This window comes from Candidatus Mycolicibacterium alkanivorans (genome assembly GCF_022760805.1).
GTDB lineage: Bacteria > Actinomycetota > Actinomycetes > Mycobacteriales > Mycobacteriaceae > Mycobacterium > Mycobacterium alkanivorans.
In genome coordinates, this window is sequence record NZ_JAIVFL010000001.1 from 3,301,498 (window position 1) to 3,315,901 (window position 14,404).

Below are 14,404 nucleotides of genomic sequence, written 5' to 3' on the forward strand. Positions count from 1 at the left end.
CCATGATACCGTTATGTCGATGGTTGCCTCGTCGAGACTCGACAGAGCTCAAGCTCTCGGATTTCCACTGGCGGACGAGCCGCTGGCCGTGGACTTGGCCGACACGATCATTACCACGACGAGCCCGCACACCGACTTGCTTTCCGACGAAACTAGATGCCGGCTCTGGTGGGACCTTCAGCGCGATCGCGTGCCGGACGGCGCACCAGCGCCCCCGCTCGCACCCACGGTCCAACTTCGCCGCGCTGTCCGCGAGATACTCGATGGACACGTAGCCGGGATTTCACCCAATAGGGCCGCCGTGAACCGAGTGAACGAGATCGCTGCCAGCGTGACCACTACCCGCCAACTCGTGCACATTGAGACCGGATGGGCTACGACAATGACTTATCACCCGGTCAGTGACCAGCAGCACCAACTCGCGCTCGCCGCCGTTGCGGACAGCCTGATCGACCTCCTCGTCAGTCCGTCACAGACGCGCTTGCGCCGTTGCCAAAACCCTACCTGCAGCATGCTTTTCGTCGCCACCGACGCGCGACGGAAGTTTTGCACGCAGAACATCTGCGCCAACCGCACACGAGCGGCGCGCCACTACCGACGTCACCACCACAGCTAGCCCATCCATCCCGAAGACCCAACCACCGGGAATCTCGGTGCGTCGGCCCCGCGCGTGCGCTGGTCGCATGCGCTGCTCTCTGCGCGGGCGCGCCTGGCTTTTCACGCCGCCTTCGTGATCTCCACCGACAACAAATCGGCGATGTGGTGAGCAAGCGGCCAGTCGCCGCGGTTCACAGCTTGGGCGAATTCCTCGACCAACGGGCTATCGACCCCCAGCTCGGCCAACCACGCCGATACCGTCGCGACAATCCGATCGGCAGGGACCTGGACGGCGCGTCCTTGATGGAGGCGGTCGGTCACCCGGTAGACCGCCCTTTCGCTATTCCTCCTGTGGAACGCACTTCGCCAAGTCATCGCGACATTCCCGCCTACTTACTCTCCCGGATCGCCTCGAACACGCTGGGGTCGAGCAGGGTTGATGTGTCGCCGAGTTCGCGGCCTTCGGCGACGTCGCGCAGCAGCCGACGCATGATCTTGCCGCTGCGGGTCTTCGGTAGCTCAGGCACGACGTGAATCTCGCGTGGCTTGGCGATCGGCGAAATTTCTCTGGCCACCTCCGCGCGCAGCTCCTCGACCATCTCCGAGCCGGTGTCCTTAGCGTGAGCCTCCAGGATCACGAAGGCGATGATGGCCTGGCCGGTGGTGTCGTCGTTAGCGCCGACGACGGCAGCCTCGGCCACGTGCGCATGGCCGACAAGTGCAGACTCCACCTCCGCGGTCGAAATCCGGTGTCCTGACACGTTCATCACGTCGTCGATGCGTCCAAGCACCCAGATGTTGCCGTCGTCGTCGTAGCGTGCGCCATCGCCGGCGAAGTACCAGCCCTGCTCAGCGAACCGCGACCAGTAGGTTTCCTTGTATCGCTCGGGGTCGCCCCAGATGCCCCGTAGCATCGACGGCCACGGCTGGTCCAGAACGAGATACCCTTGTGCGTGCTCGCCGAACTCGTGGCTTCGTCCAATCGTGTTGCCGTGGTCGTCGACGACACGCGCGGAGATACCGGGCAACGGCTGGGTGGCCGAACCGGGGACAGCAGCGGTGACGCCCGGCAGTGGAGAAATCATGGCCGCGCCGGTTTCGGTCTGCCACCAGGTGTCGACGATCGGGGTCCTGTTGCCGCCGAATGCGTCGCGGTACCAGCGCCATGCCTCAGGGTTGATCGGCTCGCCGACTGTGCCCAGCAGTCGCAAGCTCGTAAGGTCGTGGGCGTCGGGGAGCTCGCGACCCCACTTCATAAAGGTCCGGATCAACGTCGGCGCGGTGTAATAGATTGTCACGCCGTACTTTTCGATCACTTGGAAATGTCGGTGCTCATCTGGTGACGCCGGGGTGCCCTCGTATACCACCTGTGTGGCGCCGTTGGACAGCGGGCCGTAGGCGATGTAGGTGTGCCCGGTGACCCAGCCGATATCGGCTGTGCACCAAAACACATCAGTGTCGACCTTGATGTCGAACACGTTGTAGTGGGTGTAGGACGCCTGAGTCAGGTACCCGCCGGAGGTGTGAACAATGCCCTTCGGCGAGCCCGTGGTTCCAGACGTGTAAAGCAGGAACAGCGGATGCTCAGAGTCGAACGCCTCCGGCGTGTGCTCTGGCGACGCCTTATCGACGGTCTGATGCCACCACAGGTCGCGGCCCTCCGTCCAAGGCATGTCCATTCCAGTGCGCCGCACCACGAGTACATGCTCGACGTGAGACTGGCCTGAAACGGCCTCATCCACAGCGTCTTTCAGAGACACCGCCTTGCCCCGGCGATACTGCCCGTCGGTGGTGATGACCAGCTTGGCTTCAGCGTCTTCGATGCGAGCCTTCAGTGCCGACGCTGAAAACCCGGCGAACACGACGCTGTGCAAGAGTCCCAGCCGGGCGCAGGCCAGCATCGCCACGATCGCCTCGGGCACCATAGGCATGTAGATCGCAACGCGGTCACCCGCGACAAGGCCCAACTCGGTCAGCGTGTTGGCCGCTTTGCAGACCTCGGCCAGCAAATCGGAGTACGTCAGGGTGCGGCTGTCGCCGACGGGCTCGCCCTCCCAGTGGATCGCCACCCGGCTGCCATGACCGGCCTCGACGTGCCGATCGACACAGTTGTAGGCCACGTTGAGTTTGCCGCCGACGAACCACTTCGCGAACGGCGCCTGCGACCAATCCAGCACTTCGGTGAACGGGCTGTCCCAGGACAGCCGCTTGGCTTGCTTGCCCCAAAACGCTAGCCGGTCGCGCTCGGCCTCGCGGTAGAGCTCCGCCGAAGCGTTGGCGTTCAAGGCGAACTCACCCGGCGGCGGAAACGACGAGGCGTCGACGTAAGTATCGGTCACGTCGCGAGCGTATTCACCAAAGGTTGTCAGATCGTTGGTTGGCGAACGACTTCGGGCACTGTGGGTGATCGGCGGACAAATGCGGGGCGCAAACTGTTACTTCGCCGGCAACCGTTTCAAACCAACCCTCATTCATGATCGTTGTTGCCTTTTGTTGAACCGTCTGGGTATCCCGACCGCAGGCAAGCGACGCGGCCCGACAACCTTTGGGCGGACGGGGATCAAGGTCCGGTGCCGCAGGCAACCGAACCAAACCCCTGCGCCGTACATCATGTTGTCGGCCAGGTGCCCAACCAGGAATCGGAACGGATCCGGCTGCATCTCGCCGGAGAACGCCGCCCTGAGGGGGGCTGCGAACAACAGCGCAGCAGCTGCAGTTCTGCGCCGCCGCTGGAAAGTCTTTGTCCCGCCGCGCCACGCGAGCGCGAGCAGGAGCAGCGGACCGCCGAACTGCGTGCAGTAACGCCCCACGGCGCAATAGGTTTGGAAAACTCCTTGGAGGGCGATTTTCGCCGCCACCCGAGTTGGCACTCCTGAGCGTCGCCAACCCCTAGTAGCAGGCACCGCGGTCACCGCGACGATGAGCGCCGCGATCAGCGGTCGGCGCGCCAGAAGACACACCAGAACCGCCGAGGGCCAGGGGTGTAAGACCAGCGGGGCGATCGCCTCAGGATGCCGACACGCCAATGGTGCCGCAGAGGTGCCGTATTGGAATCGCCGCGTCCACAGGCTTGCCCAGTCAGCGGGTTCGGCGTGCAGCACCCGAACGTCGGGTTGGTAACGGATCAGCTTGCCCGCGCGGTGCAGCCTCCAGACTAGGTCCACGTCCTCACCGAAGCGCAGACGTTCGTCGAACGCGCCGATGTCGTCGATCGCCTCCCGGCGCACGAGCAGCGCGGCCGTGGGAACGTAAGGCACCGCGGCCCCCGGCATCACGCGGCACTCGCGGGCGCCCAGATCAAGTGCCCCGGAGCTCGTTGCGAATCGACCGGCCGCCGTCGATGATGGCAACGCGGCTATCCGGGGTGCCACGGCGGCGACCAGCGGGTCGGCAAAATGTTCGATCAGACGGCCGATCCAGTCATCGACACAGACGCAGTCGCTATCCAAGAAGGCAACCACTGCGGTCTCAACCGCCTTCAGACCCGTGTTGCGGGCAGCGGCCGGGCCGCCACAGGTTGACCGTCGGATCAATCGCGCGCCGAAACTTTCGGCCAATTCGGCGACGGCCGTTGGGTCAACGGAGGCGTCGTCGACGATCACTATCGGATGGCCATACCTCAACGAAGCCAGGCAGCGTTTCAAGCTCTGCGGGCGGTCGCGCACGGGGATGACCACCGTCACCTTTGGCGGCTCGCACGTTGCGTTCGGCCGCGGGTGAGCCGCGCTGACGTCGGTGAGCAGCCGACCCAGGACACGAGCGTTATGGGAGTGAGCGGGGCCGCGGGCCAACTCGGACCAGGCCTGTTGTCCGACGTCGGTGAGCCGCAAAATGCGTGGCGGCGATCCGCCAACGAGCGTTCTGGCGTTCACGCGTCGGGTACTCGGGTCGATCGCGACCGAAAAGCCCTCGGGCAGAGGATAGTTCACAGCGACACCCCCCCGTCCACGGGGACGACGGCGCCGGTGATTACTTCGCCGAAACCGTTGGCGCGGAAAGGAATTGATTGCATCTGTCGGCGTTCTCGTCCATAAGTCACAGTCCGGGCTGACGACCCAAAGGCATTTCAGATGGATTGATCTGCGACTTCTCGACGGTCAGTAGACGCCGCACATACCGTCGATGGAAACCTCTTCCACCAGACTGGCACTGGAAACCAGCTGTTCCTCGCCGTCCGGCGGGTCTTGTCGCGTCTGCGGTGCACTGGTGTCTTCGGGCACATCGACTCCTTTCCGAGGGCAACGGCCGATCGCTGCCACCTTGTTACGAGCGAGAACATTACGCGCGGTAAGCGGGCGCAACTGCCATGCGAAAGGATCGAAACGCACCTAGTCAGATGGGTAGGTCAGGATCCTGTCCGACAAGCTTCAACCGATGGAGCACCGAGACGACGCACGCCTTTCGGCGCGCACCGGTGCGGCCACGAGGTCCGGTTCAACAGGTGCGATCAGATGCAGCGTTATCCCCTGACGCCGACCGTGTATCGGACGGTTTGAGTACGGATCAATCCGTCGCTGAAGACGAAGGTATCGATGCCGTCCTCTACGCGCGTCGACTCCGATTCGGCGGACCACTCGAGGAAGAGCACGTCACCCTCGAAGATCTGCGTTTTCAACGTCCATTCCGCGTCCCCGACATCGCCGAGGAGTTTGGTGAACGCCGCACGCACACCCTCCTTCCCCCTGAGAACTCCGCTCGGTGTGATGAAAACCGCGTCCTGAGCGTAGTCGCTGACGATCTCATCGAGATCGCCCGCGCCGAGAGCTTGGGCATGGTGGACGAAATATGTTCGGGCACTGAACAAAACGGCGTCTGCCTCCAGGCAACCCCTCGGAAACCCGGCCCGACGACCTCCCCCCTCCCCGAGAAACTCCAGCGCCCGTCATCGGGGCGATCTGCACGCTCACGACATCGTCGGCCAACGAGCCGATCTTGTCGAGAATCCGCAACGGCCGATTCACCGTCGAGCTGCCCTATGACCCAGGCTCAACGCGGGCCCGAACCTGTGATCGCCATCCGAAGGACCGAAACCGACCTAGTCAGGTGGCCAGGTCGCGACCCGTCCGACGGGCTGCGTTCGCTGCTCGGGAGAAGGGGATTGACCGCGAGACCTTCCCCGGCGGCATCGGCCGCCTATAGGCTCAGAACCGCCAGGCGCAACGGTGTCGACCCGGTCGATTCGGGCTCGACGAGGTCGCGTCAGGTCAACGGCGGCGACTTCAACCGAAGGCGTCTCGTCGGCATTCGTGTCGCACAGAAAGGTCCATCAGACAATGCAAGTCGAGGAACTACTCAAACCATTCCCGATTAAAGAATTCCACCCGTTTCCTCGAGCCATGCTCGGGCCGGGAGCGCACGAGCTGATCGGACCCGAAGCCATTAAGCTCGGCTTTAAGAAGCCCCTCGTGATGACGACCGGCCTGCGCGGATCCGACACCGTCCACAAGATTGTGGAGTCGCTGAAGTACCACGGGCTCGAAGTCGTCGTCTACGACCAGGTCGAGTCGAATCCCAAAGACTACAACGTGATGGATTCGGTCGCTCTGTACCAGAAACACAAGTGCGATAGCTTCATTTCGATCGGCGGCGGCTCGTCGCATGATGCTTGTAAGGGCGCTCGCATTTCGGTGGCGCATGACGGTCGCAATGTCAACGAGTTCGAAGGATTCAACCAGTCCGAGAACCCGAAAAATCCTCCCCACATCGCTGTGTCGACGACCGCCGGTACGGGTTCGGAGACGTCGTGGGCCTACGTCATCACCGACACCACGACCGACCCCGACAAACCGCACAAATACGTCGCATTCGATGACGCCGCTGTGGCCACGCTGGCGATCGACGACCCGGTCCTCTATTACGACTGCCCGGTCGCCTTCACCGCTCAGTGCGGCTTCGACGTCTTGGCACATGCGTCCGAGCCCTACGTCTCGCGGCTCAACTTCCCGCCGTCGCTGGGCAATGCCCTCTACGCGATCAAGCTCACCGCGGAAAACCTGCGTGAGGCGACCTGGAACGGTCAGGACCTCCCTGGGCGTCAGGGCATGATGTACGCGCAGTACATCGCAGCCCAGGCGTTCAACTCTGGCGGTCTGGGCATCATTCACTCGATCTCGCACGCGGTGAGCGCCTACTACGACACCCACCACGGGCTCAACAATGCGATCGCGCTGCCTCGGGTGTGGGCGTTCAACATGCCCGTGATGTACAAGCGGTTCGCCGAGATCGCCGTCGCGATGGGGGTCGACACGACCGGCTTGACAGACGTGCAGGCCGCTGACCAAGCGCTCGCCGCCGCCGTGCGGTTGCTGCGCGACGTCGGCATCCCGGAGAAGTTCACCGACGTCAAGCAGGACAGCTACATCAAGAACCGCCTGGGTATGGGACCGACGAAGTTCTACGAGAAGCACAAGGTCATCAAGGGCGACAAGGACGACATCGACAACCTCACCAACCACGTCCTCGGAGACGCGTGCACGCCCGGAAACCCGAAGGAGTGCACTTTCGAGACGGTCAGGCCGGTCGTCGAACACTGCCTCAACGGCGACCTGGACGATTTGCTCAGTTGACCGGCTGGCCGGGGTGCCAATCCACACGGGCGGCACCCCGGCCAACTGATCATCACTCAGAAAGGACCTAGGGTGAAAGCCGTGGGCGCAGACCCGTTTTGCTCTGTCGACGACGTCGTCGAAGCTCTGGCGGAATACGGATACATCGCCGATCGCACCCTAGCCACGACGGTCTTCCTCGTCACCCGTCTGGACAAGCCGGTGCTGCTCGAGGGTCCTGCGGGCGTCGGCAAGACCGAGTTGGCCAAGGCGCTTGCCCTGGCGACCGGACGACGCCTGCTTCGGCTGCAGTGCTACGAGGGCCAGGACGAAACGAAGGCGCTCTACGAGTGGGACTACGGCAAGCAGCTCCTCTACACCCAGATTTTGCGGGAGAAGATCGGTCAGGTCATCGCCGACGCTGACAATCTCGAAGAAGCGGTCGAGCGTATCGGAGCTCAAGAAAGCGTGTTCTTCTCCGAGCGGTTCTTGGCGCCGCGCCCGTTGTTGGAGGCAATCCGCTCAGAGCAACCGGTCGTTCTGCTGATCGACGAGGTGGACCGGGCCGACGAAGCCTTGGAGGCGGTGCTGCTCGAAATGCTCGGCGAGTATCAGGTCTCGGTACCCGAGATCGGCACCTTCGTCGCAGCCCAGCCGCCGTATGTTGTGTTGACGTCGAACAACACCCGTGACCTCGCGGCGGCGCTCAAACGGCGCTGCCTGCATCTGTTTCTCGACTACCCCTCGGCCGAGCGCGAACTGCAGATTGTCAAGAGTAAGAACACCGGTTTGCCTGACGCATTGTCGGCGCAGCTGGTCGACATCGTCCGCGGCCTTCGCGGTTTGGAGCTGCGGAAAGCGCCGTCCATCTCGGAGACGATCGACTGGGCCCGCACACTGGCGGTGCTCGGGGCCGAGGAACTGACAGCGCAGACATTGGCGGCGACGATCTCGGTGGTCGCCAAGTATGAAAAGGACGTCCATAGAGCGCTGCAGGTGCTGCCCCGCTTGGTCGATCCCAACGCTGCGGTTCCCGAAATGGCTGAGCCGCATAACCACGACCATCACGACCATCATGACCACAGCCACGATGACGACGTGGCGGGGGGTAAGCGGGTCCGGGCCGCCAAGGACCAACTCGGCCGGTTCGACGACGGGTACTACGGAACGCCGAGCACGCCGCCCGCCGGGCCGTCGGGTCGCGCATCGGGCGCCGAAGTCAGTGCCGCCCAAGCAAGCCGGTCCTTCGCCCGCCGCCGAAAGTTCTAGCCGCATGCTTACTCGCCCGCGGTCCAGGCCCGTCGAGGCAGGCCGCATCGCCTCCGACACCTCGGGCCCCCCGCAAGGTTGACCCGCCATGGAAGCCGCGATTCACCGCTTCGTTCGGTTACTTCGACTGTCCGGCCTGCGGATCTCTGTTTCAGAAGCCTTGGACGCGATGCGCTGCGCCACCCAGCCCGGCATGTTGGGCGATCGCGAAACGCTGCGCTGCGGGCTGCGGGTGGCACTGGTGAAGGATCGCCGCGACCTAGCCGCCTTCGAGGCGGTGTTCGACGCGTTCTTCTCGCTGATCCGGGTAGGTTCCGACGACGACCACGGCCACAGCCACAGCCATGACGACCTCGTCGACAGCGGCCAGCTGGAGTCGTTCACAATGTCGGATCGGCCCAGCGAAAACCCGCAGCAGACCCATGAGCACGGCCCGCCGGCCGACATTCGCGACTACTTCGACCCCGACGACCTTGCCCAGCAGTTCAACCTGCACCAGGAAGCCAACAAGATCGACTTGGCAGCCTTAACTGACGAACTCGTGTTCGCCAAGAACAACGACCCCTCGGCGAGCGGATTGCAGCAGGTCCAGTTGGAGACAGACCACTTGCATGGCGCGGGGGCACCAGGACGGCTCTCCCGCGCGCAGGGCACCAAGGTCGACGCCGACCTCACCGTCGCCCAGCAGGAAGTGCTGTTGGCCTGGCTCAACGCGATCGACGACGAAGCCGGCGACGACGAAACGACGACACAGCGTCGCCTCGCCGGTGCGCTGGTCAATCTGCCGGAGGCGATCAAGCGGCACCTGGAGGCCCTGATGGCCCTCGAGCAGCGCATCATCGAAGGCGCCCAGCAGCGTCATACGGCTGCCGAAACCCTCAGCGAAGCCGAGCGCGCGGAACTTGAGGAGTCGTTACGCCGCGTGACGCGCACCTTCCACGGAGCGCTGACGAGCCGACTGTCAATCGGCCGCGGGCGGATCGATCCGTGCCGCACCATGCGCCGCAACATGCGCTACGACGGCATCCCGTTCGCGCCGGTGATGGTACGTCGCACCGAAGACAGACCACGACTGGTCGTGTTGGCCGATGTCAGCCTGTCGGTGCGCGCAACGGCCCGATTCACTCTGCACCTCGTGCACGGCTTGCAGCATCTGTTCTCTCAGGTGAGGTCGTTTGCGTTCGTCGCCGATATGGTCGAGGTGACAGACTTGTTCACCGATTACACCGCCGATGACGCATTGAGTCGGCTCTTCGGCGGCGAAGTGCTCGATGTGGATGCCAACTCCGACTATGGATTGGCGTTCGGCGAGTTCGTGGCCGAGCATCTGGCGGCCGTAACGCGACGAACGACGGTTCTGGTGCTCGGCGACGGCCGGGGGAATGGCAACGATGCCAACCTGGGCGCCTTCGAGACCATCGCCCGCAGGGCCCGAGAAGTCGTCTGGCTCACCCCCGAACCGCGCTACTCCTGGAAGCTCGGTGGGTGCGATCTACCGGCCTATGCGCAGCTGTGCAGTCGAGTCGAGGTCGTGCGCGACTTGTCCGGGCTCGAACGAGCGGCATTCGCCATCGCGAACCGTGAAGGCGTGAGATGACCGATACCAGCGTCGTGGCGGGAGGCCTGCAGCCCACACCCGTCGATCCGTTCCGGACGTTTCCGCCGCGGTCCTACGAAGACGCGCACGTCCTCGTCACGCATCGGTCCGCCTGCCCGGCTCCCGAAGGCCCGCTCGTGGTGGCGACCGCACATTTCGCGTTGCACCGCAGCGCCGACCGGCTGCAGGTGATTCATGATCTGCAGCCGCACGAGTTGAACAACGACGTCACTTCGCTGTTGGTGGACGAGCTATTTACCCCCGGCTGGCTGCACGGGAACCAAGCGTTCGAGAGCGTCTTCACCGGACTGGTGCGCACTACCGTCGACGACCCGATCGAAGCATGGCTGGTGTTTTACCGAAATACCCTGCGGGCCCTGCAGGAGGCGCGGACCGCGCCCGCAGACACCGGCCTGCCGTGCACGACCACGGTCGGGATGGCGCCGGTGTATGACCGCGTGCTCGAGCTGGTGCCTTCGGGGCGTGTTCTGGATCTGGGGTCGTGCTTCGGGTTTTTGCCGCTACTGATGGCGCAGACCGGCCGCTATGCGGTGACAGCGACCGACATTTCGCCGCCCACCATGAGCCTGCTAGCGACGGTCGCGTCGGCCTGGCGTCAGCGCGTCGAGACCGTCGTCTGCGATGCTGCGCGCGTCCCATTGCCTGATGACGCCGCCGATTTCGTCTCCGTCGTGCACTTGATCGAGCACCTGGAGCCCGCTCACGGTTTGGCCGTCGTTCGCGAAGCGCTGCGCCTGGCGTCCCGACAGGTGATCGTCGCAGTCCCGCTGGAAACGGTGCCGACGATGGAATTCGGTCACGTCCGCACCTTCGACTTGTCCACGTTGGCCGAACTCGGGCGCGCTGCGGGCACCGGGTTCACCGTGGACGAACACCACGGTGGATGGCTCATCCTCGATCCGACGTAGCCGTGGCCGGATCGACCAACTGCGCCAAGGTCATTAGATCAGTCCCCGCTTACTCGCCAGATACGCCGCCTCCGCCCGGCTCGATGCATGGAGCTTGGTCAAGATATTGCGAACGTGAAACTTCACGGTCGCGACGGAGACGAACAACTGAGTTGCGATCTGCCCGTTCGTCAAACCTTGGGCCATCAGGTCGAGCACGCGCTGCTCCCGCTCGGTCAGCGCAGGCTCGGACACCTTCGAGCGCATTGAGCGCATGACTGCGCCCGCCGACCGTGGATCAAGCACACCATCACTGCGCGCCGCAGCGCGAACGGACTCGATCAGCGCAGTCGTGTCAACATCTTTGATGACGTAGCCGCGAGCGCCGCGGTGGATCGCCTCGACAACGACCGCGTCGTCGATGATCGAGGTCAACACCAGCACACCGACCTCGGGGTAGCGCGTCGTCAACTTCTCACACACCTCCAGGCCCTCCGTGTCGGAGCCGGTCGAGAGCTTCAGATCCAAGACGACGATGTCCGGCCTCGTTTCGTCGACGACTGCGAGCGCCTCACCGGCCGAGGCGGCCTCCCCGACCACGGACAAATCGGGCTCGCGCTCAAGAATCGAGCGCAAGCCCGCTCGCACGACCGCGTGATCATCGACGAGAACTATCCGTGTCGGAGCGCCGTCTTCGTACGAGGCGCTGATCACTGGGCCGGCACTGACGGATCGGTGCCACCCAGCGGGACGACGACCCGCAGCTTGATCCCGCCCATCGGCGAACTCCCGATCGAGAGCGACCCACCGAACTCTCGCGCCCGCGCGGCCATGTTGACCAGTCCGCGGTGCTGGCCCCCGAGATCGGCGGCCTGCGACAACCGCAGTAACTTTCTCAAGCAGGCGGGCTTTCCGTCGCCGTCGTCAGAAACTGTCAACGACACGGAGTCCGCGCCGTAGCGCAACCGGATGGCGGCTTGCGTGGCGTCGCTGTGGCGGGCCGTGTTGAACAGCGCCTCGCCGGCAATCCTCAGTAACGCGCGTTCCAACTCGCCGTCGAGCTGGCGGGGCTCGCCGCGCACCGACACCGAAATCCGAAGATCGGAGGGCAGGTGAACGGTCGACAAGCGGCCCAGCAGTGCCGGCAAGGACGCCGGTTCCTCGCCCGGGTCGGTATTGAGGGCATAGATGGCCACCCTCAAACGTTCAACCGCGTGCCGGGTGAGGTCTTTCGCCGCCGTGAGCCGCTCGATGAGCGGAGCGGGGACACCGTCGATTTCAGCGAGGTCGGTGCGACATAGTTCGATCGCCATGCCGGCACTCCAGACGTCCTGGGTGACGCTGTCGTGAAGTTCACGAGCGATGCGGTGACGCTCCTCATCGAGGGCTTGGTGATTGAGTAGCCCGACCAGATTGCGTTGCGCCTCCTGCAGTTCGGTGCTTCGGGTGCGAAGATTTGCCGCCTGCCGATCAGCTTCCACGGTGAGTTGCTGCGTGCGGCCCTTCAACAGGGTAGCGGTGTGAAACAGAGACGAGTTGTGCAGCGCGACCGCCGCCTGGTTGGCGAGCACATGCAAGATCGACACATCGGTGTCGGCAATGTCGACCTCGTCGGAGGGCAGCGCCGCCAAGCCCCCGATCGGTTCGCCTTCGAGCGTCATCGACACGCGGACCACGCGACCCGGGGCGCGGCAGCCGCCCGCGTCCCCGGGCCTGTTCTGCAGAAGCCTCAATTCGGCCCGAGCCTCGGGCGGCAGCTCTGCTTCGTGCTCAACCCATCCGGCGCCGCCGAGCATCAGGAAGCGGGGCCGCGCCGCGGGCATCGCCTCGTCGGCCAGCGCGAACATCACCCAGTCCGCCTGCAGATGATCAGCGGCGGCCTGCAGTACCGCTTCCACGAGCGTCCGCGGCCCTTCATGGGTGCGCACGACCGCGGCGGAGATCCGATCGAGCGCGCGCACGGTGTCGTGCAGCCGCTCGTTGCTGCGGACATACGCCGGATAGTACGAGCGCTTACCTGAGCGGATGCCCGTGAGCTCGTCCAGCGATGTCGCTTCCAATTCCGCGTGCGCCGCGGCCGCAATCGTCATGTTCGTCCCCCCACTACATCGCCTGCCGAAACAGTGACTCGATATCGACCTGGGTGATGGCGCGCGGGTTGGTACCTAGACACGCATCGTCGAGTGTGGTCTTGGCCAGCCGCGGAATCACCTCATCGCTGACACCAAGCGCCTTCAGACCGGCGGGCACGCCGACTGTGTCCGCGAGCTGGCGAACCCGCTCTGCTAACCCCTGTGCCCGCTCGATCGCCGGCTGGCCCTCTGCACCGACTCCCGTGGCCGAGGCCAGCGCGGCGTAGCGGTCGGGACAGGTTTCCGCGTTAAACCGAATGACATGAGGCAACAGCACCGCATTGACGACCCCGTGCGGCACGTCGAGCAGCCCACCGACTTGATGGCTCATTGCGTGCGTCGCGCCCAAAATTGCGTTCGAGAACGCCATCCCAGCTTCCAGCGCACCCTGCGCCATCCCAACCCGGGCGTCGAGATCGGTCGGATAAAAGGCGGCGGCGGGCAGGTGGGTACTCACCAGGTGAGCAGCGTGCAACGCGAGCTGATCGGTCAAGCGGTTGTGCGCACGCGAGACGAACGCCTCGATCGCATGCGTCAATGCGTCAAGACCAGTCGCCGCATTGAGCCACTCGGGCATTGTGGTCAGCAACTCAGGATCGATCACCGAGATCTCGGGAACGAGAGTACGGCTGATGATCGTCAGCTTGGTGCGGTGCCGCGTGTCGGTAACCACAGCAAACTGCGAAACGTCCGCGCCCGTCCCCGACGTGGACGGCACCATCACCAACGGCGGGATGGGCTGCATCACCCGGTCCACGCCGACGTAGTCCAGGATGGTTCCGCCGTTGCCCGACAAGATTGCGACGCCCTTCGCGGCGTCGATGCACGAACCGCCGCCAAGCGCGACGATGACATCGCCGCCCGCCGACGCGTAGTGTTCGAAAGCGGCTTCGATCTCGTGGTCTTTCGGATTGGGCGTCACACCCGTCCACTGCAGCGGCGATAACCCGTTGTCGCGCAGGACCTTTAACGCAGCCGCTGCCCAGCCAGCCTCCACCAGGCCGGGATCGGTGACAACGAACGGTCGGCGCCCGCCGAGTCGGTGGACGCAGCCCCCGAGTTCTGCTAGCGCGCCGACACCGAAGACGACATCAGGCACCTGAAATTTCGTCAGCGACACGCCAGATCCGCGACCGCGCCAACGGCGGTTCGTCCCCTCTTCGGCAAGCTCTCCGCTAACAGCAAGCGCCGCAGTCACAGACCCGACAGCCATCGCGCACCCTAGCCTTCACCGCGACGGCACGCCATCACGGCAGTACTACCGCTGGTCGCCAAACAACCGACCGGCACACTGCGCCCAGCCGACGACGGAGACTCGATCACGCAGCATTGCCTGCATGCAGCCACAACGCAGCC

General features: G+C 64.3%; 13 protein-coding genes. 5 read left to right on the forward strand and 8 right to left on the reverse strand.

Going from position 1 to position 14,404, the window contains the following annotated elements; translation table 11 throughout:
* Positions 1 to 19 precede the first annotated feature (19 nt).
* A complete protein-coding gene (locus K9U37_RS16215; RefSeq protein WP_243072554.1) occupies positions 20 to 616 on the forward strand; it encodes a CGNR zinc finger domain-containing protein in 597 nt (198 codons plus the stop codon).
* Between the two features lie 101 nt (positions 617 to 717).
* Here K9U37_RS16215 and K9U37_RS16220 read toward each other — a convergent pair whose 3' ends face one another.
* The 5 genes from K9U37_RS16220 to K9U37_RS16240 all read right to left on the reverse strand — a co-directional run bounded on the left by K9U37_RS16220 (position 718) and on the right by K9U37_RS16240 (position 5,401).
* Complete coding sequence (locus K9U37_RS16220; protein ID WP_372489528.1) at positions 718 to 918, reverse strand: Rv2628 protein family; 201 nt, start codon at positions 916 to 918, stop codon at positions 718 to 720.
* Between the two features lie 68 nt (positions 919 to 986).
* Positions 987 to 2,936, reverse strand: coding sequence for an acetate--CoA ligase (gene acs / locus K9U37_RS16225; RefSeq protein WP_243072556.1), 1,950 nt, complete (start codon positions 2,934 to 2,936; stop codon positions 987 to 989).
* Positions 2,937 to 3,068: 132 nt separating this feature from the next.
* On the reverse strand, positions 3,069 to 4,526 hold the full coding sequence (gene mftF / locus K9U37_RS16230; RefSeq protein ID WP_308197396.1) for a mycofactocin biosynthesis glycosyltransferase MftF: 1,458 nt from the start codon (positions 4,524 to 4,526) through the stop codon (positions 3,069 to 3,071).
* A 168-nt stretch (positions 4,527 to 4,694) separates the two neighbouring features.
* Positions 4,695 to 4,817: a mycofactocin precursor MftA gene (gene mftA, locus K9U37_RS20250; RefSeq protein WP_243072557.1), complete on the reverse strand. Its 123-nt coding sequence runs from the start codon at positions 4,815 to 4,817 to the stop codon at positions 4,695 to 4,697.
* Between the two features lie 239 nt (positions 4,818 to 5,056).
* Positions 5,057 to 5,401, reverse strand: a complete 345-nt coding sequence (locus K9U37_RS16240; RefSeq protein ID WP_243072558.1) for a nuclear transport factor 2 family protein — start codon at positions 5,399 to 5,401, stop codon at positions 5,057 to 5,059.
* 469 nt (positions 5,402 to 5,870) lie between these two features.
* Here K9U37_RS16240 and mdo point away from each other — a divergent pair, with 469 nt between their 5' ends.
* The 4 genes from mdo (at position 5,871) to mftM (ending at position 10,937) form a co-directional block, all read left to right on the forward strand.
* On the forward strand, positions 5,871 to 7,163 hold the full coding sequence (gene mdo / locus K9U37_RS16245) for an NDMA-dependent methanol dehydrogenase (RefSeq protein WP_243072559.1): 1,293 nt from the start codon (positions 5,871 to 5,873) through the stop codon (positions 7,161 to 7,163).
* Between the two features lie 72 nt (positions 7,164 to 7,235).
* Positions 7,236 to 8,411 carry an AAA family ATPase gene (locus tag K9U37_RS16250; RefSeq protein WP_243072560.1) on the forward strand — a complete coding sequence of 392 codons (1,176 nt, stop codon included), beginning with the start codon at positions 7,236 to 7,238 and terminating at the stop codon, positions 8,409 to 8,411.
* 88 nt (positions 8,412 to 8,499) lie between these two features.
* Positions 8,500 to 10,008, forward strand: coding sequence for a VWA domain-containing protein (locus K9U37_RS16255; protein WP_243072561.1), 1,509 nt, complete (start codon positions 8,500 to 8,502; stop codon positions 10,006 to 10,008).
* The gene (mftM, locus tag K9U37_RS16260) at positions 10,005 to 10,937 is read left to right on the forward strand and encodes a mycofactocin oligosaccharide methyltransferase MftM (RefSeq protein ID WP_243072562.1); all 933 of its coding nucleotides are present in this window, start codon (positions 10,005 to 10,007) and stop codon (positions 10,935 to 10,937) included. Before K9U37_RS16255 ends, mftM begins: the two co-directional genes overlap by 4 nt.
* A gap of 33 nt (positions 10,938 to 10,970) precedes the next feature.
* Here mftM and K9U37_RS16265 read toward each other — a convergent pair whose 3' ends face one another.
* Genes K9U37_RS16265 through K9U37_RS16275 form a run of 3 tightly spaced genes read right to left on the reverse strand, consistent with a single transcriptional unit; the run spans position 10,971 to position 14,168 of the window.
* A complete protein-coding gene (locus tag K9U37_RS16265; RefSeq protein ID WP_308197398.1) occupies positions 10,971 to 11,630 on the reverse strand; it encodes a MadR family response regulator transcription factor in 660 nt (219 codons plus the stop codon).
* Positions 11,627 to 13,006: a MadS family sensor histidine kinase gene (locus K9U37_RS16270; protein WP_243072563.1), complete on the reverse strand. Its 1,380-nt coding sequence runs from the start codon at positions 13,004 to 13,006 to the stop codon at positions 11,627 to 11,629. Before K9U37_RS16270 ends, K9U37_RS16265 begins: the two co-directional genes overlap by 4 nt.
* Before the next feature lie 13 nt (positions 13,007 to 13,019).
* Positions 13,020 to 14,168: an iron-containing alcohol dehydrogenase gene (locus K9U37_RS16275; RefSeq protein WP_243072564.1), complete on the reverse strand. Its 1,149-nt coding sequence runs from the start codon at positions 14,166 to 14,168 to the stop codon at positions 13,020 to 13,022.
* Between the last annotated feature and the right edge of the window lie 236 nt (positions 14,169 to 14,404).